The organism is Mongoliimonas terrestris, assembly GCF_001927285.1.
GTDB classification, from domain to species: domain Bacteria; phylum Pseudomonadota; class Alphaproteobacteria; order Rhizobiales; family Pleomorphomonadaceae; genus Chthonobacter; species Chthonobacter terrestris.
Window position 1 is genome coordinate 68482 of the sequence record NZ_MSIG01000012.1, and the last position, 21775, is coordinate 90256.

Consider the following 21775-nt stretch of genomic DNA (forward strand, 5'->3'; position numbering starts at 1 on the left):
AGCCACAACGGCATCCTGCCGTCAGAAGCTTTCGCGAATCCATTGTCCAACGCGGGATACGAACCCCCCGTTGGCGGCCAGCGCCACCGTCTTGCGGCGCGTGCTGTACTGTTCGATCTGCGCCACCTGCGGGTAGATCAGGAGGCCGACGCTGGTGGCAAAGGCCGCGCCGCGCGCCGCCTCCGGCAGGCCCGCGATACCGACCGGGCGGCCGAGGCGCACGTTGCGCCCGAGGATCCGCCGGGCAAGCTCGGTCAGGCCGGTGAGCTGGCTCGCCCCGCCGGTGAGCACGATCCGCCGTCCGACCCGGCCGGCGAAGCCCGAGGCGTGCAGCCGGTCGCGCACCACCTCCAGGATCTCCTCCACCCGCGGACGGATGATGTGGACGATCTGCGAGCGTGGCACGTGGCTCGGCACGTCGTCGTCTCCGACCGGCTCCACCGTCACCATGTCGCGCTCGTCGCTGTCGGTGGCGATCACCGAGCCGTGCAGCGTCTTGATCCGCTCCGCGTCTACGAGCCGCGCCGAGAGGCCGCGCGCCAGGTCCATGGTCACGTGGTGGCCGCCGAGCGCGAAGCCGTCCACGTGGACGAACTGGCCGTCGGCGAAGACCGCGATCTTGGTCGTCCCGCCGCCGATGTCGACGCAGGCGACGCCGAGCTGCGCCTCGTCGTCCACAAGGGCCGCAAGACCGGAGGCGTAGGGCGTGGACACCATGGTCTCCACTTCCAGGTGCGCCCGGTTCACGCAGATCTCCAGGTTCCGCACCGGCGCGCTATCCGCCGACACCACGTGGGTGTCGACCGAAAGCCGCTGGCCCAGCATGCCGCGCGGGTCGCGGATGCCCCGGTTGCCGTCGAGCGCGTAGCCGATCGGCAGGGCGTGCACGATGGCGCGCCCGTCCTTCACCGTGTGCTCGCTGCCGGCTTCCAGCACCCGCTGGATGTCGGCCTCGCCCACTTCGCGGCCGGAAAGGTCGAAGCCCGCCGAGAAGGTCTCGCTGCCGAGCCGGCCGCAGGAGAGCGACACGATCAGCGACTCCACCGTCAGGCCGGCCGACCGCTCGGCGGCGTCCACGGCGAGGCGGATCGCCTTCTCGGCCTGGTCGAGGTCCACCACCGAACCGGCCTTGATGCCGCGCGAGCGCTGCAGGCCGAAGCCCAGCACCTCGATGGCATGCGTCCGGCCGGGCAGGACATCGCCCATGGCCCGCGGGGTGAGTCGGGCGATGATGCAACAGATCTTGGAGGAGCCGACGTCGAGCACGGACACGATCACCGGCCGGCGGGCCGGCAGCGGGCGCATGCGCTGGACGCGGTGGTCGCCGGAGCGGCTCATGCGTCCCTCGCCTTCTTCTTCATCGCCTTCTCGCGAGCGAGGATCAGTTCGTCGCGCGCCGTCTTGGCGGTGTCGGAAAGGCGCACCACCATCCGATCGTCAAGACGCATGTCGACAACGGTGAGGTCGCGGGAAAGAAGGTCGGATTCGGCCTCCACCCGGGCGAGTTCGGCGGCCGCTACCGCCGGGTCCACCTCCGGCAGCATCACCTGCACGCCGTTGTCGAGGAAGAGGTCCCAGCGCCGGTGCGAGACCAGCATTGAGGCGCGGACCCGCGCCTTCAGGTCCGGCACGTCGTCGAGGATGGACATGATCTCGTGCACGCGGCTTTCCGCGCCGTCGCCCATCACGCGCGGCAGGCTCATGAAGCGCGGCTCCAGGCGGGTGGTGATCACCGCGCCGCCACCGTCCACGATGGCCACCGGATCCGTCGGAGTCTTCTGCCAGAGGGCAGCGGGAACGCGCTCCTCCAGCACCACGCGCAGCTGGTTCGGGTAGATCTTCATCACCGACACGGCGGAGAGCCACGGGTTCTCCGTCAGCCGCGCGCGGGCACCCGCCACGTCGTAGAAGAACAGCGACTGGCCGGAATGGATGGAGAGGGTGTCGAGCACGTCCTGCTCGTCGACCTCGCGCTGGCCCGTGATCTTCACAGCCGAGACCTTGAAGCCGATCTCCGAGGTGGCGTCGTTGAGCACGTCCCCGGTCTTGCCCGAATAGAGCATGCCGTAGGTGCCCCAGGCGGCGAGATAGAGGACGGAGGCCAGCACCCCCGCTCCGCGCGGCAGCGACTGCAGGATGCCCGCCGGCCGCCACACCGGCTGGCGGTGCAGGCGCGGGACGCCACGTCGACGGAACAGGGATCGCTTGGATCCCAGCCCGGACGCTGTGCCGAAGAACCTCGACGTCACCGCGCGCAACTTGCGTCCTCCACCATCCAGCTCACTAGAGCCGAAAAATCCATGCCCACATGGGCCGCCATCTCAGGCACCAGCGACGTCGCCGTCATGCCGGGCTGGGTGTTCACCTCCAGGCAGACGATGTCGCCGGTGCCGTCTCCACGGTCGTTGAAGCGGAAGTCCGCCCGGCTGACACCACGGCACCCGAGGGCGTTGTGGGCCTCGAGTGAAAGCTTTTGAACATAATGGTAAACAAAGGGTGAAAGAGGTGCCGGCAGGAGGTGCCGGGACCCGCCCGGTCGGTACTTGGCGTCGTAGTCGTAGAAGCCGGGACCGGTCGGAACGACCTCAATAATTCCAAGCGCTTGGTCGCCCATCACGCCGCAGGTCAGCTCACGGCCCGGCACGTAGGTCTCCACCATGACGAGATCGCCATAGGGCCAGTCAGAACTTCCTAACTCCTGTGGCGGAAAAGCCGCATCGGCCGGCACGATGAGCACGCCGAAGCTCGACCCCTCCGCCGGCGGCTTCACCACATAGGGCGGCGGCAGCACGTGTTCCTTCAATGCGTCGAAGCGGTTGACCAGCCGGTGCTCGACCACGGGAATGCCTGCCGCCTTCATCACGGCCTTGGCCTTGGGCTTGTTCATGGCGAGCGCCGAGGCGAGGACGCCGGAGTGCGTATAGGGAATCGCAAGCACTTCCAGGATGCCCTGGATGCACCCGTCCTCGCCGAACGGTCCGTGCAGAGCGTTGAAGCAGACATCCGGCCGGAGATCGTCGAGCACGCTGGCGATGGTGCGGTCCACGTCCACCCCCGTCACCCGGTAGCCCGCCGCCTCCAGGGCCGCCACGCAGGCCTTGCCGGAGTTGAGGCTGACCGGCCGCTCGGAGGACCAGCCTCCCATCAGGACCGCGACGTGTTTGGACATGGTGATTCCCTGTCGTCAGAATGTGATTGGTCTGCAACCGTCGCTGAGTGCGGTCTCCGATCAAGCGGCATGACCCGATCGATCAGAGACTGCTCTAAGCCCATGAATTCGGAGCACTTCTAGAGCCCGAGGAAAGGCTCCACCACGCGCCCGTCCTCGAAGCGGCCGAGGCGCTTGATCTCCCATTCGAGGCGAATGCCGCTCGTCTCCAGCACCCGCGCCCGCACCGTTTCGCCAAGGAGCTCCAGGTCGTGGCCGGAGGCGGCGTTGTTGTTAATTATGAAGTTGCAATGCATCTCGGAAACCTGTGCATCGCCTACGGAAAAGCCTCTGAGGCCGGCGGCGTCCACAAGCTTCCAGGCCGAATGTCCGTCCGGATTCTTGAAGGTCGAACCACCCGTGCGCGAGCGGATCGGCTGGGAATTCTCCCGGTGTTCGGCGACGGCCTCCATGTCGCGCCGGACGGCATCCCGATCCTCCGGCACCCCGTCGAAGAGGACGGACACGAAGATGAGGTCGGCCGCCGCGGCGGAATGCCGGTAGGCGTATCCCATCGCCTCCAGCGGCAGCGTGTGCAGCGCGCCGGTCCGGTCCACGGCCCGGACCTCCACGACGCGCTGCGCGGTCTCGGATCCGTGCGCCCCGGCGTTCATGCGCAGCGCCCCGCCGATCCCGCCGGGGATGCCGTGGTAGAAGGCGAAGCCCGAAAGGCCCACCTCCAGCGCAGCCGCCGCCAGCCGCTTGTCCGGCACCGCCGCGCCGACGCGAAGGCCGGTCTCCCCCACCCGCTCCACCTGGCCGAAGCCGCGCGCGGAGAGGCGGATCACCACGCCCGGCACGCCGCCGTCGCGGACGAGGAGGTTGGAGCCAAGGCCGATCACCATCACCGGCACGTCCGCCGGCAGCCGCTTCAGAAACGCCTGGAGGTCGGCCTCGTCCGCCGGCTGGAACAGCAGCTCCGCCGCGCCGCCCGCCCGGAACCAGACGAGATCCTTGAGGCTCCGATCGGGCTCCAGATGCCCGCGGATGTCCGAAACGTCCCCGAGGCGGGCGAGGAGATCGGCGCCGCTCACGGCGTGATTCCAGAGCAAAAGCGTGGGTGGTCCGCCTGCGCGGACCATGACGGTGAAAGGGTTGCGCCGACGGCCTCACCCGTCATGGTCCGCTTAAGGGGAACACCCAAGTATTTATCCGATCGCTCGACCGTCATGCCCCCGCCTCCAGCTCGCGCGGCAGCGCATAGGCCCACTGGGTGATGTTGCCGGCGCCGAGGAGCACCACCATGTCGCCCGGCCCGGCAATCTCCCGCACCATGCCGGCGAGGTCCGCCGGGGCGCCGAGCGCGCGCACGTCCCGGTGCCCGGCCGCCTTGGCGCCGGACACGAGCGCGTCCCGGTCGACACCCTCGATCGGGGCCTCACCGGCCGCGTAGACGTCGGCGATGATCACCGTGTCGGCGTCGTTGAAAGCCTTGCAGAAGTCGTCGAAGAGGCTCTGCAGGCGGCTGTAGCGGTGCGGCTGGACGACCGCCACCACCTTCCCGGACGCCCCGTCGCGGGCCGCGCGCAGCACCGCGCGGATCTCCACCGGATGATGACCGTAGTCGTCGAAGACGGTGATGCCGTTCCACGACCCGGTGCGGGTGAAGCGGCGCTTCACGCCCCCGAACGCCCCGAGCCCGCGCCGGATCGCGTCTGCCGGAATGCCCAGCTGATAGGCGACCGCGATCGCCGCCGTCGCGTTGGAGACGTTGTGCCGCCCCGGCATCGGCAGCATCAGGTCGCCGATCTCGGTCTCCTCGCCGGTGACCCGGTCGCGGATGGCGACGGCGAATCGCGAGGTGCCGTTCTCGAAGGAGAGATCGACGAAGCGCACGTCCGCCTGCCGGTTCTCCCCGTAGGTGATGATGCGCCGGTCCTCGATGCGGCTCACCAGGGCCTGCACTTCGGGGTGGTCCAGGCACATCACCGCGAAGCCGTAGAACGGCACGTTTTCCACGAACTGGCGGAACGCCGCCTGCACCCGCTCGAAGGTGCCGTAGTGGTCAAGGTGCTCCGGGTCGATGTTGGTGACGACCGCTACGTCCGCGGGCAGCTTCACGAAGGTGCCGTCGCTTTCGTCCGCCTCCACCACCATCCAGTCGCCCGCGCCCATGCGGGCGTTGGTGCCATAGGCGTTGATGATGCCGCCGTTGATCACCGTCGGGTCGATGCCGCCCGCATCGAGCAGCGCCGCCACCAGCGACGTGGTGGTGGTCTTGCCGTGGGTGCCGCCGATGGCGATCGCCTGCTTGAAGCGCATCAGCTCGGCCAGCATCTCGGCCCGCCGCACGATCGGCAGGTGCCGCTCGCGCGCGGAGACCAGCTCCGGATTGTCCCGCCGGATCGCCGACGACACCACCACCACCTCGGCCCGGCCGAGGTTCTCCGCCGCATGGCCGACGGTCACCGGAATGCCCTTCTGGCGGAGGCGCTCCACATTGGCGCTCTCGGCCACGTCCGAGCCCTGCACCCGGTAGCCGAGGTTCAGCAGCACCTCGGCGATGCCGCTCATGCCGATGCCGCCGATGCCGACGAAATGAACGGGCCCGATATCGCGGGGCATCTTCATGGCAACACTGTCCTTCGTCTCGAAATCCGCCGCGCGCGTCCGGCGCGGTCCCACTGCAATCCTGAGCCGGCTTTGCGCGGGGCCGATCAGGCCGCCGCCGCCGGCTCCGCCTTGAAATCCTGCGGCTTTCCGCCGCCCGCCACATGCTCCACCAGGTCGGCGAGCCGGGCCACCGCGTCCGGGCGGCCCATGCCGCGCGCCTTCTCCGCCATGGCGGCCAGCCGTTCCGGCGCTTCCATCAGCCCGGAGATCAGCGCCGCGAGCCGTTCCGGCGACAGGTCCGCCTGCTCGGCCATCACCGCGCCGCCCACCCGCTCCAACTCCAGGGCGTTGGTCTTCTGGTCGTTGTCGAGGGCGTGCGGCAGCGGCACCAGGATGGACGGCCGGCCGATCACCGCCAGCTCGCTCACCGTCGAGGCGCCGGAGCGGCCGACCACCAAGTGCGCCTTGGCGATCCGCGCCGGCAGGTCGGCGAAGAAGGGCGCCAGTTCGGCGGTCACGCCGAGCCCGTGGAACAGCACCTCCACGCGCGTCACGTCCTCCGGACGGGCCTGCTGCACGAGGCGGATGCGCTTGCGCAGATGCCCCGGCAGGTCCGCGAGCGCCGGCGGCACCAGGTCGGCGAACACCCGCGCGCCCTGGCTGCCGCCGAACACCACCAGCTCAAATGGGCCGCCGGGTTCGGGCGGCACGTAGGGCGTCGCCGCCTCGATCACCCGCGGGCGCACCGGGTTGCCGGTCACCACCGCCTTGGCGGTGGCCTCGCCGAGGAGGCCGGTGGTCGCGAAGGTGGTAGCCACCGCCGTCACCTTGGGGGCGAGGAAGCGGTTGGCCCGCCCGGCCACCGCGTTCGCCTCGTGGATGAGGGTCGGCACCCGCCGCGCCACCGCCGCCAGCATGGGCGGCAGGGTCGGGTAGCCGCCGAAGCCGATCGCCGCCCGCGGCTTGATCCGCCCCATGAGCGCGAAGGACTGCAGCCCGCCGCGCGCGATCTTCAGGCCCGAGCGCGCCATGCCGAGCGCCGAGCGGTCCCCGAAGGTGGCGGACGCGATCAGGTGCACCGCCTCCGCCGGAAAGTCCTGGCCGTAGGAGGCGACCCGGTGGTCGGTCGCCAGATGCACCGGGATGCCGCGGCGCTTCAGCTCGTGGGCGAGGCTTTCGGCCGGGAACAGATGCCCGCCCGTTCCGCCCGCCGTGATCAGCACCGGTTGGGTCATCCCGTCCTCCCGTCAGGCACGCGCCGGAAAGGCTTCGAACTCGATCGGCTGCACGAAGCGCGTCTGCTCCGGTCGGCGTCGCGTCAGGGCCAGGAGCATGCCCATGGACATGGCCATGGCGACCAGCGACGAGCCGCCGTAGGAGATGAAGGGCAGCGTCATGCCCTTGGCGGGCATCAGGTGCAGGTTCACCGCCATGTTGATGCAGCTCTGCAGGCCGAAGAGGATCACGAGGCCCGCCGTGGCGAGCCGCACGAAGCCGTCGTTCTCCCGCGTGGCGTGGCCGAACCCGCGCAGCACCGTGAAGGCGAACACCGCCACCAGGCCGATGCAGAGCACGAGGCCGAACTCCTCCGCCGCCACCGCGAAGATGAAGTCGGTGTGGCTGTCCGGCAGGATGCGCTTCACCGTGCCCTCGCCAGGCCCCTGCCCCCACCAGCCGCCACGCACGAAGCTTTCGATCGCCGTGTCCACCTGGAAGGTGTCGCCGCTGTCCGGGTTGAGGAAGCGGTCGATGCGCCCCTTCACGTGGGGGATTTCCGTGTAGGCGAATAGGATGCCCACGGCGCCGACACCGCCGAGCCCGATGATCAGCAGCCAGGACATGCCGGAAAGGAAGAGCAGCGCCGCCCAGGTGAGGCTCACCAGCATGGTCTGGCCGAAGTCGGGCTGCGCAATCAGCAGCGACATCACGATGCCGAGGAGGAGCGCGGAGAAGATCCGGCCCGGCATGTCCGGCCGCTTCTGCGTCTCGGCGAGCAGGAAGCCGCAGAGCACCACGAACACCGGCTTCACGAATTCCGACGGCTGCACCGACATGCCGCCGAGGTTGAGCCAGCGCCGCGCGCCCTTCACCTCGGGGCCGACGAACAGGGTGGCGATCAGGAGGAGCACGCAGACGCCGAAGAAGACGAGCGCGAACCGCCGGATCTGCCGCGGGTCCATGAAGGACATGGCGAGGAGCACGAAGACGGCCGGACCGGCGAAGAAGGCCTGCCGCTTCACGAAATAATAGCTGTCGGCGATGCCGATCCGCTCCGCCACCGCGGGGCTCGCCGCCAGCGACAGGATGATGCCGCCGAAGATCAGCGTCAGGAAGGCGGCGAGCAGCAGCTTGTCGACCGTGAACCACCAGTCGGCGATGAGGCCTCGTTCGGCGCGGGAAACCATCGGGCCGGCTCCTGTCAGAAGGGCGTGACGTCGGGTTGCGAGAGGGCGAGCGCCCGGAAATGGTCGCCGCGCACCTCGAAATTCTTGAACTGGTCGAAGCTGGCCGAAGCCGGCGACAAGAGCACCACGGCGTCCTGGCCGGTGGCCGCCGAGAAGGCCGCCGCCGCGGCGATCGCCGCCGGCACCGCCACGTCGAGCGTGCCGGCGATCTCATGCGCCACCTGTCCCTCCAGGGTCGCCGCGAAGGCCTCGGCCGCCTCGCCGATCAGAAAGGCCTTGGCGATGCGCGGGAAGTAGCCCGAGAGGGCCGCGATCCCGCCGGTCTTCGGCTTGCCGCCGGCGATCCAGAAGATGCGCTCGTAGCTGGAGAGCGCGCGCGCCGCCGCGTCGGCGTTGGTGGCCTTCGAATCGTTGACGATCGTCACCCGGCCGACGCGCCCGATCGGCTCCATCCGGTGGACGAGGCCGGGGAAGCTCATCAGCCCGGCCCGCACCTCGTCGAGGCCCATGCCGAGCGAGCGCACCGCCGCCACCGCCGCCGCCGCGTTCTGGGCGTTGTGCACGCCCCTCAGGACCGGGTGGCGCGACATCTCCGCGACGATCATCTGGGCGAGCCCGTGCGGTTCCGTCAGCCGCCCGGCGATCGCCCACACCCCGTGCTTGACACTCTCGTGGGTGGAGATGCGCTTCACCTCCAGCCCCATGTCCTCGCGCCGCTCGGCCATCGCCCGGCTGAACGGATCGTCGATGCCGACCACCGCCACGCCGGCGTTGCGCACCAGCCGCTCCTTCACGGCCGCATAGGCCTCCAGGGTGCCGTGCCGGTCCAGATGGTCCTCGGAGATGTTGAGCTGCACCGCCACCGTGGGGTCGACCGAGGGGGCGAGGTCGATCTGGAAGGACGAGCACTCCACCACGTAGACCCGGTCCGAGCCGCGCTCCGGCGCGAACGGCTCCAGCGACAGCACCGCCCGGCCGATATTGCCGCCGAGTTGCACGTCCTTGCCGGCCGCGGACAGGATGTGGGCGATCAGCGCCGTGGTGGTGGACTTGCCGTTGGTGCCCGTGATGGCGACGAACGGCGTCTTCGGCGCGACGGCGCGGCGCTCGCGGGCGAACAGTTCGATGTCGCCGATCACCTCCACGCCCGCCGCCATGGCGATCTCCACCGACCAGTGGGGCTTCGGATGGGTCAGCGGCACGCCGGGCGCCAGCACCAGCGCCGCGAAGGCGCCGAACTCGGTGTCGCGCCAGTCGACCACCGGAATGTCCCGCGCCGCGGCGGCCTCGCGGCTCTCCGCGTTGTCGTCCCAGGCGATCACGTCGGCGCCGCCGGCGATCAGCGCTTCCGCCGTCACGAGGCCGGAGCCGCCCAGGCCGAAGACGGCGACGCGCTTGCCGCGGTAGCAGGTGACGGGGATCATGGCTTTCCTCCTTGAGGATAAGGCGGTCAGCGCAGCTTCAGGGACGACAACCCGATCAGCGCGAGGACGACGGCGATGATCCAGAAGCGGATCACCACCTGCGACTCGGTCCAGCCGAGATGTTCGAAATGGTGGTGGATAGGCGCCATCTTGAAGACGCGCCGACCCGTGGTCTTGAACGAGAAGACCTGGATGATCACCGACAAGGCCTCCAGCACGAACAGCCCGCCGATGATGACGAGCACGATCTCGTGCTTGGTGGCGACCGCGATGGAGCCGAGGAGGCCGCCGAGGGCGAGCGAGCCGGTGTCACCCATGAAGATGGCGGCCGGCGGCGCGTTGAACCACAGGAAGCCGAGCCCGGCGCCGAGCACCGCCCCGCAGAGGACGGCAAGCTCGCCCGTGCCGGGCACGTAGGTGATCTGCAGGTAGTTGGAGAACACCACGTTGCCCGAGAGATAGGCAATCAGGCCGAAGCTCGCCGCCGCGATCATCACCGGCACGATGGCGAGGCCGTCGAGCCCGTCGGTGAGGTTCACCGCATTGCCGGCCGACACCATCACGAAGGCGCCGAAGGGGATGAAGAACCAGGAGAGGTTCAGCATCGCCTCCTTGATGAAGGGGAAGGCGAGCGCGGTACCGAGGCTTTCCGGCCCGGACGCCGCGATGGCCCAGGCGGCGATGCCGGCGATCACGAACTCGATGCCGAGCCGGAAGCGGCCGGAGAAGCCCTTGTGGCTCTGCTTGGTGACCTTCAGATAGTCGTCGTAGAAGCCGATCGACCCGAAAGCGAGCGTCACGCAGAGAACGATCCACACATAGGCGCTCTTCAGGTCCGCCCACAGCAGCGTGGAGACCACGAAACCGGAGAGGATCATCAGCCCGCCCATGGTAGGCGTGCCCTTCTTGGTGAGGAGGTGGCTCTGCGGACCGTCGGCACGGATCGGCTGGCCCTTGCCCTGGCGGATCTTCAGGGAGGCGATGATCGCCGGGCCGAACAGGAAGACGAAGAGGAGCGCGGTCATGACCGCCGCGCCCGTTCGGAAGGTGATGTAGCGGAACACGTTCAGGACGGAGACCTGTCCTGCGAGTTCGGCCAGAAGGACCAGCATACCAAAGAGCCCCCTGCGGCACCGCGCGGCGCGCGGCCCGCCTCAATGAGTGTCGTCGACGGTGCCGTTGCGCTTGATCAGCGCGTCCACCAGCGGGCCCATCCGGCTGCCGAAGGACCCTTTGATCATCACCGCGTCACCGGTGCGGACGTCGTCGAGAAGCGTCGCTTCCAGACCGGCCGACGTCTCCGCGTAAGCGCCGCGCATGCCGCGCGGCAACGCCTGCCAGAGCGATTTCATCAGGGGACCGCAGAGATAGGCCTTGTCCACCTTGGCCTCGGTCAGCGCGCCGAGGAGGCCGGCGTGCAGGTCCGGTCCCTCCGGTCCCAGTTCCAGCATGTCGCCGAGCACGGCGATGCGTCGGCCGAGCGTGCCGAGCGACGTCTGGCCGAGCAGCGCCACCGCGGCGGCGACCGACGTCGGGTTGGCGTTGTAGCTCTCGTCGATCAAGACGGCAGTGCCGCCGGCCGTGCGCAGCCGGTGCCGCTTGCCCCGCCCCTTCGGCTGCTCCAGCCGCTGCAGGGCGAGACCTGCGCGGACGAGATCGGCGCCGACGAGCTTGGCGGCGGCCAGCACCGCCAGCGAGTTGTCGACCAGATGCCGGCCCGGCGCGCCGATCTTGTAGGTGATCTCCTCGCCGAGGATGTCGGCCGTCACCGTCGAACACACCTCGTGCAGCATGCACTTGATGAGCCGCGCCTCCGCCGCCGCGTCGGCGCCGAAGCCGATGACCGCCGCACCGTGCGCCCTGGCGGCCGCCTCGATCAACGGGAAATGCGGGTTGTCGCGGTTGAGCACCGCCGTGCCGCCGGGCTCCAGGCCCTCGACGATCTCCGCCTTGGCCCGGGCGATCCCCTCCACGGTGTCGAAATGCTCCAGGTGGACCGCCGCCACCGTGGTGACGATGGCCACGTGCGGGCGCACCAGACGGGTCAGCGGCGTGATCTCGCCGGCGTGGTTCATGCCGATCTCGAACACGCCGTAGCGGGCCGTCCGCGACAGCCGCGACAGGGTCAGCGGCACGCCCCAATGGTTGTTGAAGGAGGCGACGGAGGCATGCACCGGCCCGTCGGCGCCGAGGGCGAAGCGCAGCGCCTCCTTGGTGGAGGTCTTGCCGACCGACCCGGTCACCGCCACGATCCGGGCGTCGGAGCGCGCCCTGGCGGCGGCGGCGAGACGGCGGAGGCCGTCGAGCACGTCGTCCACCACCAGAAGCGGCACGGCCTCGGTCGGGTAGGTGAGCGCCCGCTCGTCGCTCACCACCGCGACGGCCGCGCCGCGCCGGAGGGCCTCCTCCACGAAGTCGTGTCCGTCGAACCGGTCGCCCGCGATGGCGAAGAAGGCGTCGCCCGGCTCCACCGTCCGGCTGTCGATCGAAACGCCGTTGATCGGCACCGTCAGCGCGCCGATCATCTCGCCGCCGAGCGCCTCCAGGAATTCGCTCTTCGGCCAGAGCGCGTTCTCCTCCGCCGGCCCGGCCGGCAGCGCCGCCCGGATGGCCTCGTGGTCGGAGAAGGGCAGCACGGTGCCGCCGACGATCTGGCCCGTTTCGTGGCCCTTGCCGGCCACCAGGAACACGTCGCCGTCGCCGAGAAGGCCGATGCCGTGGCGGATCGCCTCCGCCCGGTCGCCGATCTCCAGCGCGGAGGGCGCGCCCGCGAGAACGTCCCGCCGGATGTCCGCCGGGTCCTCCGACCGCGGGTTGTCATCCGTCACGATGGCGACGTCGGCGAGTCGCTCGGCCGCCGCCCCCATCTCCGGCCGCTTGCCCTTGTCCCGGTCTCCGCCGGCCCCGAAGGCCACCACCAGCTTGCCGTCCACATAGGGACGGAGCGTTTCGAGTGCCGTCTCCAGCGCCGCCGGCGTATGCGAATAGTCGACGAAGATGGGCGCCCCGGACGGCGCGTAGGCGACGAGCTCCAGCCGCCCCACCGCGCCCTTGATCTCACCGAGCGCGTCGAGCGCCTCGCCGAGCGGCACGCCCACGGCCGCCGCGATACCGGCCGCCACCAGCGCGTTCGACACCTGGAAGGCGCCGACCAGCGGCACCCGCACGGTGCGCGGCCCGGCGCCGATGTCCACGGTCACCACCTGGGCGAAGCCGTCGCGCGTCACGTCGATCACCCGGATCGCCTTGCCGCCGCGCCCGACCGTCATCACGTCCAGCCCGGCGATCCGGGCGGCGGCGAGGAAGGCGTCGGAATAGCGGTCGTCCGCGTTCACCACCGCGCCCGCGCCCGGCTCCAGGAGCGCGTTGAACAGGCGCAGCTTGGCCGCGCAGTAGTTCTCCATGGTGCCGTGATAGTCGAGATGGTCGCGCGACAGGTTGGTGAAGGCGCCGGCGGCGATCTTCAGCCCATCGAGCCGCCGCTGCACCAGCCCGTGCGAGGAGGCCTCCAGCGCCACGTGGTCGACACCCTCGCGGGCGAGTTCGGCCAGGGTCCGGTGCAGCGTCACCGGGTCCGGCGTCGTCAGGTTGCCGTAGCGCGTCTCGCCGTTGACCACGACGCCGATGGTGCCCACGGAGGCGGCCGGCACGTTCCGCGCCTCGAAGATCTGGCGCACGAAGGCGGCCACCGAGGTCTTGCCGTTGGTGCCGGTCACCGCCATGACGGTCTTCGGCTGCGGCGCGTAGAAGCGCGACACCAGCTTGGCGAAGCGCCGCTGCGGATCCGGATCGCGCAGCACCGGCACGCTCACATCCGCCGGCAGGTCCTCGCCCTCGCCGACGAGGATGACCGAGGCACCCGCCTGAACCGCCTGCGGGATGAAGCTCGTGCCGCGCACTTTGCTGCCCGGCAGCGCCGCGAAGAGGGCGCCCGGCTGCACATGGCGGCTGTCGGCCGTCACCCCGGTGATCACCAGCCGGCGCACGTCGGCGTCCGGGGTGAAGATGTCGGGGGCGAGTTCGGCGAGCTTCATGGGTTGCGTCCGGTCTCTCGGTTCCGTGATCTCGAATCGGCGCGGACCGTGCCCCCACTTCATGATGGAAATGAGGACAGGTCCAAGCACCAAGGTGGCGGTACGCACAGGCCCTGTCGAGACGCGACAGGGAGAGCCTCAGTAGGAGGCCAGCAGCGGCAGGTCGACCTCGTCGAAGCGCGGCATCACCCCCAGCATGGGCGCGATCCGGCTGATCACGTTGCCGGCCGTCGGCGCCGCGTTGAGGCCCGAAGTGGCGGCCATGCCGGGCTTCTCCGGGTTCGGCTCGTCGATCACGATCAGCACCAGATACTGCGGATCGTCGATCGGGAAGGAGGCCAGGAAGGCGTTGAAACGCTTGTTGGAGGAGTAGCGCCCGTTGACGACCTTCTCGGCCGTCCCGGTCTTGCCGCCCACCCGGTAGCCGGGGATGTTGGCCCGGGAGCCGGAGCCCTTGAGGGCGTTGAGCCGCATCAGGTAGCGCATCTCCTCACTGGTCTGCGGCGACAGCACCCGCTTCGCCTTCAGCCGGGCCTCGTCCTCGCTGCGCGGAAAGAAGGTCGGCGGAATGAGATGCCCGCCGTTCATCACCGCCGAGGCCGCCATGGCGGTCGCCAGCGGCGACACCGAGATGCCGTGGCCGAAGGACACCGTGATGGTGACGAGGTCCGACCAGCGCTTCGGCAGGATCGGCCCGGCCACCTCCGGCAACTCGGTCGGCGGCTTGTCCATCAGGCCCATGCGCTTCAGGAACTCCTGCTGGCCCTGCTGGCCGACCTTCAGCGCCTCGCGGCCGGTGCCGATGTTGGACGAATAGATGAAGATCTCCGGCACGGTGAGCACCCGGTGCTTGCCGTGGAAGTCGTTGATGGTGAAGCCGCCGACGCGCAGCGGTACGCTCGCGTCGAAGCTGTCAGTCATCTTCACCTTGCCGCTGTCGAGGGCCATGGCGGTGGCGAAGAGCTTGAAGGTGGAGCCCATCTCGAAGACCGATGCGGTGATCCGGTTCATCCGGTCCGGCTGCAGCGCCTCCACCGGGTTGTTCGGATCATAGTCCGGCAACGACGACAGTCCGACGATCTCGCCGGTCTTCACGTTCATCACGATGCCGGCGGCGGCGAGCGCGGTGTACTTCTCCATGGCGCTCGACAGCTCGTCGTGGAGCACGTGCTGCACGGAGAGGTCGAGCGACAGCTTCACCGGCTCCAGGTTGGGCGTCATGGCGAAGCCCAGCTGGTGCAGGTCGCCCAGCCACTGGTCGTCCACGTACTTCTCGATGCCGGCGATGCCCTGGTTGTCCACGTTGGTGTGGCCCACCACGTATCCGACCGAGCGGCCCGACGGATAGAATCGGCGGCTCTCGGTGAGGAAGCCGACGCCCGGCAGGCCGAGCTTGTGCACGGCCTCCTGCTGGCCCGCTGTGATCTCGCGCTTCAGCCACACGAAGCCCGCCTTGGAGGCGAGCTTCTGGCGCACGGCGTCCGTGCCGAGGTCCGGGAAGACGGTGGCGAGCAGTTCCGTCGCCTCGTCCGGATCGACGATCCGGCGCGGTTCCGCGTAGAGCGAGGCGGTCTTGATGTCGGTCGCCAGAATCTGGCCGTTGCGGTCCACGATGTCGGGCCGCGACGCCGCGATCGCGCTCTGGGCCGAGCCGAGCGCCACCGCGTCCGCCGGCGTCGACAGGCCGAACTGGACGAGGCGGCCCGCAATGGTGCCGTAGACGGCGACGAAAGCCACCATGGCGATCACCAGCCGGTTGCGCGTGGTGTCGCCGGCATCGCGGCGACGCAGGGCGGCCGAACGGGGCAGCGCCTCGGCGGCGTCCTTGCGGGTGCCGGGCTTCGTGAAGGACAGCCTGAACGAGCTCGCCATGGCGCGCATTCCCTTCACTGGAGTTGGATTGTCGGGCCGTCGAGCGGCACGGCCTTGGCCGAGCGCTCCACCGGACCGGGTTCGGACGACACCTCGGGCATCTCCTCCGCCGGGATCTCCACCGGCTTCGGCGGAATGTCGGCGAGGGTGCCGACCTGCTCCGGCTTCATGGGCTGAAGATCGAGGATGTCCGCGTGGCGGGTGACGAGGTCCTGCAGGCGGCTCGGCTGGGTGAGCACGCTCCACTCGGCCTTGAGAAGGCTGATCGCCTCCTGCTCCTGGGCGATCTGGCGCTGCAGGCGGGCGACGTTCGCCGCGGCGATCTCCGCCTCGTACTTCATGTCGTAGACGGCGGCCGCGCTCAGCACCATCAGGAAGATCAGGAGGGCGTTGACGAAACGCGTCATATCAGGCTCTCCGGACCGAGGGCTGGAACATCGGCAGGCCGAGCGCCTGGCCGTCGAGGGGCCGCGCGGTCGCCGTGGTGCGCGTCGCGAAACGCAGCTTGGCCGAGCGGGCACGGGGGTTGCGGGCGCATTCGGCCTCGCCGGGTTCGACGGCCCCCTTCTCGATCAGCCGGAAGGTCGCGGGCGGCAGCGTAGCCTCGGGAAGGTGGCGCGAGCCTTGCGCGACGGTCCGGCTGCGGTCCTGGACGAAGCGCTTCACGATCCGGTCCTCGAGCGAATGGAACGTCACCACGGCCAGCCGGCCGCCGTCCGGCAGCAGCCGCTCGGCCGCCGCCAGCGCGTCGACCAGTTGGTCAAGCTCGCGGTTCACGTAGATGCGGATGGCCTGGAAGGTGCGCGTCGCCGGATGCGCCTCGCCGAACCGCTTGGCGCCCAGCACCTTCTCGATCACCCGGACGAGGTCGCGCGTGCGGGTCAGCGGCTCGGCGGCGCGCGCCGCCACGATCGCCTTGGCGATCCGGCCGGCCTGCCGCTCCTCCCCGTAGAGTTTCAGGATGAGGGCGATGTCGCGCCCGTCCATGGCGTTGACGACGTCCGCCGCCGACGGGCCGTCGAGGCTCATGCGCATGTCGAGCGGGCCGTCGTTGCGGAAGGAGAAGCCGCGCTCCGCCTCGTCGAGCTGCATGGACGACACGCCGATGTCGAGCACCACGCCGTCGACCGGAGACGCGCCGGCCGCCGCCGCATGGGCGTCGAGGTCGGAAAAGGCGCCGTGCACGAGCTTCAGCCGGCCCGCCATCTCGGCCTCCAGCGCTCGGCCGGCCGCGATCGCCGTCGGGTCGCGGTCGATGGCCACCACCAGCCGCGCCCCGGCGGCGAGCAGCGCGCGGGTGTAGCCGCCGGCCCCGAACGTGCCGTCGACGAAGACGCCGCCCTCGATCGGCTGCAGCGCGTCGAGCACTTCGGCCAGGAGAACCGGCACGTGCGGCGCGTCGGCGCCGGTCTCGTCCATCGGGGTTCCGGTCATTGCACCGGCCCTCCCTCGAGACGGGGCGACCGGCGCAGCGCGAGCGCGCGCTTGCGCGCCTCGGCCTCATGCTCCAGGTAGCGCTTCGGCTCCCAGATCTGAAACTTGTAGCCCTGGCCGACGAAGGTCACCTCGTCAACGATGCCGGCATACTCCATCAGCGTGGAGGTCAGCCCCACGCGACCTTCCGGGTCCATGGTGAGGCGCTCGGAGAGGCCGTAGAAGGCGGTGGAGAGGTAGTCGTGCTCTTCGGTGAAGGGCTCGAAGCGCGCCAGACGCTTCTCGATCTCGCCGAGCAGGCCGTTGCCGCCGGCATCCACCGCCATCATGTCCAGCGAAGGGTAGCAGTAGAGCCCTTCGAACCCGTCCTTGGCCAGCACCTGACGGAACGACGCCGGGACGGAGACCCGTCCCTTCTTGTCGATCCGGTTGGTGGTGCGCGAGACGAAGCCGCTCATCGGGTTCCCTGGGGGCCCTGCCCTGACAATCACCTGCCGGCCTGCGCGGGAGGGAAATGCGTATCGGCGGACCCTGCCCCGGTGCGACACCGGATAAGCCCCCCGACCCCTCGTCCGTCGCCGTCGATCGGCACACGAATTCCCGCTCCGGTGGCGAGCACCGGCGATCTCGCCAGCCGAAACTTCGACCGGTCCGACGCTTGGTTCGGGATGCGTTTGGGATACCATGGGAGCCTATGGGCGTCAACGCGACGGACCCCTGGTTGGCGGGCTCCGGACACGTATCACCATTCAGACTTATTTAGGATTAACAAAGCGTTGACGGGCAATCTTCAAACCCTGCCAAGGGCCTGGGCCTACAAATATGAAACTAGTTATGTGTTGCATTTAAGTCGCAAACGTGGACCCGAAACCGCGGTTTTCCGGGCTGGTTTTGGACCCCTCACCCGGGTGATCTCCCTCGCAATGGACGCTGCATCAGACGGTTGTGCCGCTATCCACAGGGCTGTTGATAACCCGGCACCGATTGCGTCCCATCTTTTCCCACGGCCGACCGACGACACGGCGTCGGACCGCCCTCCGGCCAAAGGGTGACCTCGCCTTCACGAGGCGCATCGTGCTAGCAGTCGGCACATGACGTGAAGGGAAGGAAGTTGCCCATGAACCCGCCGGATGCGCCCGCCCTGAAGGGCTTCGAGAGCTTCACGGCAGGCGACGGCGGCAGCCTCGGCACGGTGGAGATCACGGCCGCGGACGTCGTCGCCTTCGCGTCGGACTGGGACCCTCAGCCCTTCCACCTCGACGCGGAGGCCGGGCGGGCCTCGCCGCTCGGCGGCCATGCGGCGTCCGGCTGGCATACGGCGAGCCTCCTCATGCGGCTCCTTGCCACCAACCTCCTGAAGGGCGTGAAGTCCATGGGCTCGCCCGGGGTGCGCGACCTGAAATGGCTGCGGCCGGTGCTCGTCGGCGACACGCTCGAAGCCACCTTCGCGGTGCTCGCCGTGCGGCCGTCCGCGACCCGGACCGACCGGGGCTATGTGGACGCAAGCTTCCAGATGACCAACCAGCACGGCGAACCGGTCTTCGCCATGACGACCACCATCATCGTCGGCCGCTGAGCGGCGCGGAGATCGACCCATGCGCTTCGACGACATCCCCCTCGATACGCCCGTCCCGATCGGCAGCCACACCTTCACGGAGGAGGCCATCCTGGCCTTCGCGCGCCTCTACGACCCGCAGCCCTTCCACACGGATCCGGAGGCCGCGGCATCCAGCCACTTCGGCGGCCTCTGCGCGTCCGGCTGGCACACCGCCGCCGCCTGGATGCGGCTCACCGTCGACCAGGCGAAGCGCGACGCGTCGCTCGCCGGCATCTCGCCAGGGATCGACGAGATCCTGTGGAAGCGGCCGGTCTTTGTGGGCGACACGGTGACCTACACGAACACCGTCCGCGCCAAGCGCCGCCTCGGCTCCCGGCCGGGTTGGGCGATGATCACCAACGAGGCCGTCGGCACCAACCAGAACGGCGACGAGGTCTATCGCATGCGCGGCCCGGTGATGGTGCCGATCGACGACTGACCGATCCGCGCTTCAGGCGATGCGCATCAGTGATCGCGCCCGCCCCGCGCGGTGCGGGACGGCGGCTCGCCGTAATAGGCCGCGTAGGTCGCGGCGAAACGGCCGAAGTGCAGGAAGCCCCATTTGGCGGCGATGTCCGTCACCGTGGCGCCGGTGCGGGCGGCGGCCAGCAGGTCGCGGCGTGCCCCGTCCAGCCGCCGGCTGCGCAGCCAGGTCCCCGGCCCCACCCCGACCGTGCGCATGAAGGCCTCGCGCAGCACCCCCGGCGACACGCCCGCGCGGGCCGCCAGATCCGCCACCGTCAGGTCGTCGGCCTCGCTCGCCTCGGCGATGTCGCGCGCGGTCCGGAACAGGCGGGCGTCCGGCTCCACCCGGCGCGAGCGACTGCCGTGCGCGGACACCAGTCCGTGCACGAACTGCAGCCGGTCGAGCACCATGCCGGGCAGCACCGCCGCGAGATCGCCGCCCACACCGGCCTCCAGCGTGGCGAAATGGGAGAGCAGCGACATAAGCCACGACGACAGGAAGCCGAACGCCTCGCCGGCCGGCACCGTGCTCGGCGACGCCGCACCCGGCTCGGTCTCGCCGAGCGCCGTTTCCGCCGCGGCGATGAACAGAAGGTCGCTGTGGCTGCCGAAGGCGGCGGTCTGCTCCTCCGACCGGCGCAGGATGGCCAGCGTGTCCCCGCCGAGCGCCACCGCGTTCAGCCGCCACGGTCCGCGACCTCCAAGGCTGCAGGCGTAGACCACCTGGCCCGATGGGGGTGCGGTGCGCTGCTCCACCGGCAGGTTGATCCGCTCCCGGTGCACCGTCACCGGCCCGAGCGCGAGCGTCTCCAGCACGCCCCGGTACGCGCCGGGCGACAGCTGGCAGTAGGACTGCGACCACCCGTCGAGCCCGCGTTCCTGCTCGGCCGCATCCGCGTAGACCACCCTGGAATAGGGCGACGACAATTCGGCCATGGCAGCCCCCGCTTGCACACACCGCCCATCGATGCGGCAGCTTCTGGCCTGCCCATCGATTAGGCAGACATGTACGCCCAAACCGGATAGCCCCGTCAAGAGCGACAGCCGTAGGGTCTGCGGGAGAGCCCAAACGCGGGAGGCATCCACGGTGTTCTTGAGATCCATCTTCGCAGTCGCGGCGTCCGTCGCCCTCTCGGCTCCGGCCCTTGCGCAGGACCCGCTCCCCCCGGAGACATTCGGCGTCATGTCGGCCATTGCGCCCGGCCCGAACGTGATCGTCTACCAGGAGAGCCTGTCCGGTCCGGGCAGCCTCGTGGTGCTCGGCGCCGACGATCTGGCCATGAAGGGCACCATGCCGAGCGGCAGCTTCGGCACCATGCTGGTGGACCCGGCCGGCAAGGTCGCCTACTCCCTGTCGACCTTCCTGAAGCGCTACGCCTACGGTCCGATGGAGACCGTGCTGCAGATCTACGACGTGGACACGCTGACCGTGAAGTCGGAGGTGATCCTGCCGCCGAAGGGCGTCATGGCGCTCTCCTACGCCGCCCTCCTCCAGCAGAGCGCCGACGGCAAGTTCATCTTCGCCCAGAACGCCACGCCCGCCTCGTCCGTCACCGTCGTCGACCTCGCCGCCGGCGCGGTGGCGCAGGAGATCCCGACGCCCGGGTGCTGGGGCATCTATCCGGCCACCACCGGCAGCAGCTTCAGCACCATCTGCGGCGACGGCAGCCTGATGACCTACGCCCTCTCCGCCGACGGCAAGACCGCCACGGAGACCGTCGGCCTCGACATCTTCGACCCGGACGCCGATCCGGTGTTCGCCACCACCGCCCGGTCCGAGGCGGGCATCGTGATGGTGACCTTCCTCGGCAACGTCATCATCGCCTCCGACGCCGACGGCACCCCGAAGAAGGTGGACAGCTTCTCGCTGACCGAGGGCGTCGAGGGCGGCTGGGTGCCGGGCGGCTACAATCTCGTCACCTACAGCAGCGGCCTGAAGCTCCTGTTCGTGCTGATGCATTCCGGCGGCTACGACGGCAGCCACAAGAACCCGAGCGAAGAGGTCTGGGCCGTCGACCTCGCCAAGAAGGCCGTGGTCGGCCGCATGCCGCTCGCCGGCGCCCTGTCGATCACCGCCGCGCCCGGCGACAAGCCGGTGCTCTACACCCTGATGGCCGACATCAAGCTGGTCCGCCACGAGCTCGACCTCGCCGCCTACGCCACCAAGGTCGCCGGCGAACTGCCGCTCGTCGACCTGCCCTTCCTCGCCACGGCCACCCCATGAACGGCGGGCTCCTCTTCCTGGCGGCCGGCGGCGCGGTGGTGTTCACCGCCCTCCTGTTCGCCCGGGCGCTCGTCCACAAGCTCTCGGACGTGACCGCCTTCTCCGGCTTCGTCGCCGACTACGGGATCCTGCCGGAGCGCTTCGTGCGCCCGGCCACCCTCGGCCTCGTCGCCGCCGAGGGCGCCATCCTCGTCGCTCTCGTGGTGCCGGCGCTCTGGCCCGTCGGGCCGGTGCTCGCCGCCTTGATGCTCCTCGCCTACGCGGCGGCCATCGGCCAGGCGGTCCGCATGGGCCGGCGCTGGATCGAGTGCGGCTGCGGCGGCGCGGTGCAGCCGGTGTCCTGGGGGCTGGTCGGCCGCAATGTGGCCCTCGCCGCCCTGGCCCTCCTCGGCGCCGCCGGCTCGCCCTTCTCCCTTGACGTCGGCGAGGCCACCGCCGTGATCGCCAGCGGCTTCACGGTCTTCCTCGGCTATCTCCTGGTCGAGCAGATCCTCGGCAACGCCGCCTACCTCAAGCCCCGCACCTGAGCGACCCGCGTCCCAGTCAAAGGTCTTCGATC

At 69.8% G+C, this 21775-nt stretch carries 19 protein-coding genes; 4 read left to right on the top strand and 15 right to left on the bottom strand.

Going from position 1 to position 21775, the window contains the following annotated elements; translation table 11 throughout:
• Positions 1-21 precede the first annotated feature (21 nt).
• The 14 genes from ftsA to mraZ form a co-directional block, all read right to left on the bottom strand.
• A complete protein-coding gene (gene ftsA / locus BUQ68_RS16730; RefSeq protein ID WP_075217148.1) occupies positions 22-1338 on the bottom strand; it encodes a cell division protein FtsA in 1317 nt (438 codons plus the stop codon).
• A complete protein-coding gene (locus tag BUQ68_RS16735) occupies positions 1335-2108 on the bottom strand; it encodes a cell division protein FtsQ/DivIB (RefSeq protein ID WP_139315261.1) in 774 nt (257 codons plus the stop codon). The genes ftsA and BUQ68_RS16735 overlap by 4 nt, the downstream gene beginning before the upstream one ends.
• 137 nt (positions 2109-2245) lie before the next feature.
• Positions 2246-3169 carry a D-alanine--D-alanine ligase gene (locus BUQ68_RS16740; RefSeq protein WP_075217150.1) on the bottom strand — a complete coding sequence of 308 codons (924 nt, stop codon included), beginning with the start codon at positions 3167-3169 and terminating at the stop codon, positions 2246-2248.
• 119 nt (positions 3170-3288) lie between these two features.
• Positions 3289-4242, bottom strand: a complete 954-nt coding sequence (murB, locus tag BUQ68_RS16745) for a UDP-N-acetylmuramate dehydrogenase (protein ID WP_245293291.1) — start codon at positions 4240-4242, stop codon at positions 3289-3291.
• Between the two features lie 133 nt (positions 4243-4375).
• Complete coding sequence (gene murC / locus BUQ68_RS16750; RefSeq protein WP_075217152.1) at positions 4376-5779, bottom strand: UDP-N-acetylmuramate--L-alanine ligase; 1404 nt, start codon at positions 5777-5779, stop codon at positions 4376-4378.
• A gap of 86 nt (positions 5780-5865) precedes the next feature.
• Complete coding sequence (gene murG / locus BUQ68_RS16755) at positions 5866-6996, bottom strand: undecaprenyldiphospho-muramoylpentapeptide beta-N-acetylglucosaminyltransferase (protein WP_075217153.1); 1131 nt, start codon at positions 6994-6996, stop codon at positions 5866-5868.
• A 12-nt stretch (positions 6997-7008) separates the two neighbouring features.
• Positions 7009-8166, bottom strand: coding sequence for a putative lipid II flippase FtsW (ftsW, locus tag BUQ68_RS16760; protein ID WP_075217154.1), 1158 nt, complete (start codon positions 8164-8166; stop codon positions 7009-7011).
• Positions 8167-8180: 14 nt separating this feature from the next.
• Entirely contained in the window at positions 8181-9590 is a 1410-nt protein-coding gene (gene murD / locus BUQ68_RS16765) for a UDP-N-acetylmuramoyl-L-alanine--D-glutamate ligase (protein ID WP_075217155.1), read from the bottom strand.
• Between the two features lie 26 nt (positions 9591-9616).
• Positions 9617-10702, bottom strand: a complete 1086-nt coding sequence (gene mraY / locus BUQ68_RS16770; RefSeq protein ID WP_075217156.1) for a phospho-N-acetylmuramoyl-pentapeptide-transferase — start codon at positions 10700-10702, stop codon at positions 9617-9619.
• Between the two features lie 42 nt (positions 10703-10744).
• Positions 10745-13624 carry a UDP-N-acetylmuramoylalanyl-D-glutamyl-2,6-diaminopimelate--D-alanyl-D-alanine ligase gene (locus BUQ68_RS24570; RefSeq protein WP_075217157.1) on the bottom strand — a complete coding sequence of 960 codons (2880 nt, stop codon included), beginning with the start codon at positions 13622-13624 and terminating at the stop codon, positions 10745-10747.
• A 138-nt stretch (positions 13625-13762) separates the two neighbouring features.
• Positions 13763-15505, bottom strand: coding sequence for a peptidoglycan D,D-transpeptidase FtsI family protein (locus BUQ68_RS16780; RefSeq protein WP_425349547.1), 1743 nt, complete (start codon positions 15503-15505; stop codon positions 13763-13765).
• Between the two features lie 5 nt (positions 15506-15510).
• Entirely contained in the window at positions 15511-15903 is a 393-nt protein-coding gene (gene ftsL / locus BUQ68_RS16785; RefSeq protein ID WP_075217158.1) for a cell division protein FtsL, read from the bottom strand.
• Between the two features lies 1 nt (position 15904).
• On the bottom strand, positions 15905-16930 hold the full coding sequence (gene rsmH, locus BUQ68_RS16790; protein WP_075217159.1) for a 16S rRNA (cytosine(1402)-N(4))-methyltransferase RsmH: 1026 nt from the start codon (positions 16928-16930) through the stop codon (positions 15905-15907).
• Positions 16927-17388, bottom strand: a complete 462-nt coding sequence (gene mraZ / locus BUQ68_RS16795) for a division/cell wall cluster transcriptional repressor MraZ (protein WP_075217160.1) — start codon at positions 17386-17388, stop codon at positions 16927-16929. The genes rsmH and mraZ overlap by 4 nt, the downstream gene beginning before the upstream one ends.
• Before the next feature lie 659 nt (positions 17389-18047).
• On the opposite strand from mraZ, the gene BUQ68_RS16800 reads away from it, so the two are divergent.
• Both BUQ68_RS16800 and BUQ68_RS16805 read left to right on the top strand, forming a co-directional pair.
• The gene (locus tag BUQ68_RS16800; protein ID WP_075217161.1) at positions 18048-18506 is read left to right on the top strand and encodes a MaoC family dehydratase; all 459 of its coding nucleotides are present in this window, start codon (positions 18048-18050) and stop codon (positions 18504-18506) included.
• Positions 18507-18525: 19 nt separating this feature from the next.
• The gene (locus BUQ68_RS16805) at positions 18526-18966 is read left to right on the top strand and encodes a MaoC family dehydratase (protein ID WP_075217162.1); all 441 of its coding nucleotides are present in this window, start codon (positions 18526-18528) and stop codon (positions 18964-18966) included.
• Between the two features lie 26 nt (positions 18967-18992).
• On the opposite strand, the gene BUQ68_RS16810 is transcribed toward BUQ68_RS16805, so the two are convergent.
• Positions 18993-19928, bottom strand: a complete 936-nt coding sequence (locus BUQ68_RS16810; RefSeq protein WP_075217163.1) for a helix-turn-helix domain-containing protein — start codon at positions 19926-19928, stop codon at positions 18993-18995.
• Positions 19929-20175: 247 nt separating this feature from the next.
• Here BUQ68_RS16810 and BUQ68_RS16815 point away from each other — a divergent pair, with 247 nt between their 5' ends.
• Entirely contained in the window at positions 20176-21216 is a 1041-nt protein-coding gene (locus tag BUQ68_RS16815; RefSeq protein ID WP_075217164.1) for an amine dehydrogenase large subunit, read from the top strand.
• Positions 21213-21743, top strand: a complete 531-nt coding sequence (locus BUQ68_RS16820; protein WP_075217165.1) for a MauE/DoxX family redox-associated membrane protein — start codon at positions 21213-21215, stop codon at positions 21741-21743. Before BUQ68_RS16815 ends, BUQ68_RS16820 begins: the two co-directional genes overlap by 4 nt.
• Positions 21744-21775 lie beyond the last annotated feature (32 nt).

What these genes read in the sequence shown, in the direction of transcription:
- ftsA (WP_075217148.1), bottom strand. Translation starts at nt 1,338, where the DNA reads ATGAGCCGCTCCGGCGACCACCGCGTCCAGCGCATGCGCCCGCTGCCG.
- BUQ68_RS16740 (WP_075217150.1), bottom strand. Translation starts at nt 3,169, where the DNA reads ATGTCCAAACACGTCGCGGTCCTGATGGGAGGCTGGTCCTCCGAGCGG.
- murC (WP_075217152.1), bottom strand. Translation starts at nt 5,779, where the DNA reads ATGAAGATGCCCCGCGATATCGGGCCCGTTCATTTCGTCGGCATCGGC.
- murG (WP_075217153.1), bottom strand. Translation starts at nt 6,996, where the DNA reads ATGACCCAACCGGTGCTGATCACGGCGGGCGGAACGGGCGGGCATCTG.
- ftsW (WP_075217154.1), bottom strand. Translation starts at nt 8,166, where the DNA reads ATGGTTTCCCGCGCCGAACGAGGCCTCATCGCCGACTGGTGGTTCACG.
- murD (WP_075217155.1), bottom strand. Translation starts at nt 9,590, where the DNA reads ATGATCCCCGTCACCTGCTACCGCGGCAAGCGCGTCGCCGTCTTCGGC.
- mraY (WP_075217156.1), bottom strand. Translation starts at nt 10,702, where the DNA reads ATGCTGGTCCTTCTGGCCGAACTCGCAGGACAGGTCTCCGTCCTGAAC.
- BUQ68_RS24570 (WP_075217157.1), bottom strand. Translation starts at nt 13,624, where the DNA reads ATGAAGCTCGCCGAACTCGCCCCCGACATCTTCACCCCGGACGCCGAC.
- BUQ68_RS16780 (WP_425349547.1), bottom strand. Translation starts at nt 15,505, where the DNA reads ATGCGCGCCATGGCGAGCTCGTTCAGGCTGTCCTTCACGAAGCCCGGC.
- ftsL (WP_075217158.1), bottom strand. Translation starts at nt 15,903, where the DNA reads ATGACGCGTTTCGTCAACGCCCTCCTGATCTTCCTGATGGTGCTGAGC.
- rsmH (WP_075217159.1), bottom strand. Translation starts at nt 16,930, where the DNA reads ATGACCGGAACCCCGATGGACGAGACCGGCGCCGACGCGCCGCACGTG.
- mraZ (WP_075217160.1), bottom strand. Translation starts at nt 17,388, where the DNA reads ATGAGCGGCTTCGTCTCGCGCACCACCAACCGGATCGACAAGAAGGGA.
- BUQ68_RS16800 (WP_075217161.1), top strand. Translation starts at nt 18,048, where the DNA reads ATGAACCCGCCGGATGCGCCCGCCCTGAAGGGCTTCGAGAGCTTCACG.
- BUQ68_RS16805 (WP_075217162.1), top strand. Translation starts at nt 18,526, where the DNA reads ATGCGCTTCGACGACATCCCCCTCGATACGCCCGTCCCGATCGGCAGC.
- BUQ68_RS16810 (WP_075217163.1), bottom strand. Translation starts at nt 19,928, where the DNA reads ATGGCCGAATTGTCGTCGCCCTATTCCAGGGTGGTCTACGCGGATGCG.
- BUQ68_RS16815 (WP_075217164.1), top strand. Translation starts at nt 20,176, where the DNA reads ATGTCGGCCATTGCGCCCGGCCCGAACGTGATCGTCTACCAGGAGAGC.
- BUQ68_RS16820 (WP_075217165.1), top strand. Translation starts at nt 21,213, where the DNA reads ATGAACGGCGGGCTCCTCTTCCTGGCGGCCGGCGGCGCGGTGGTGTTC.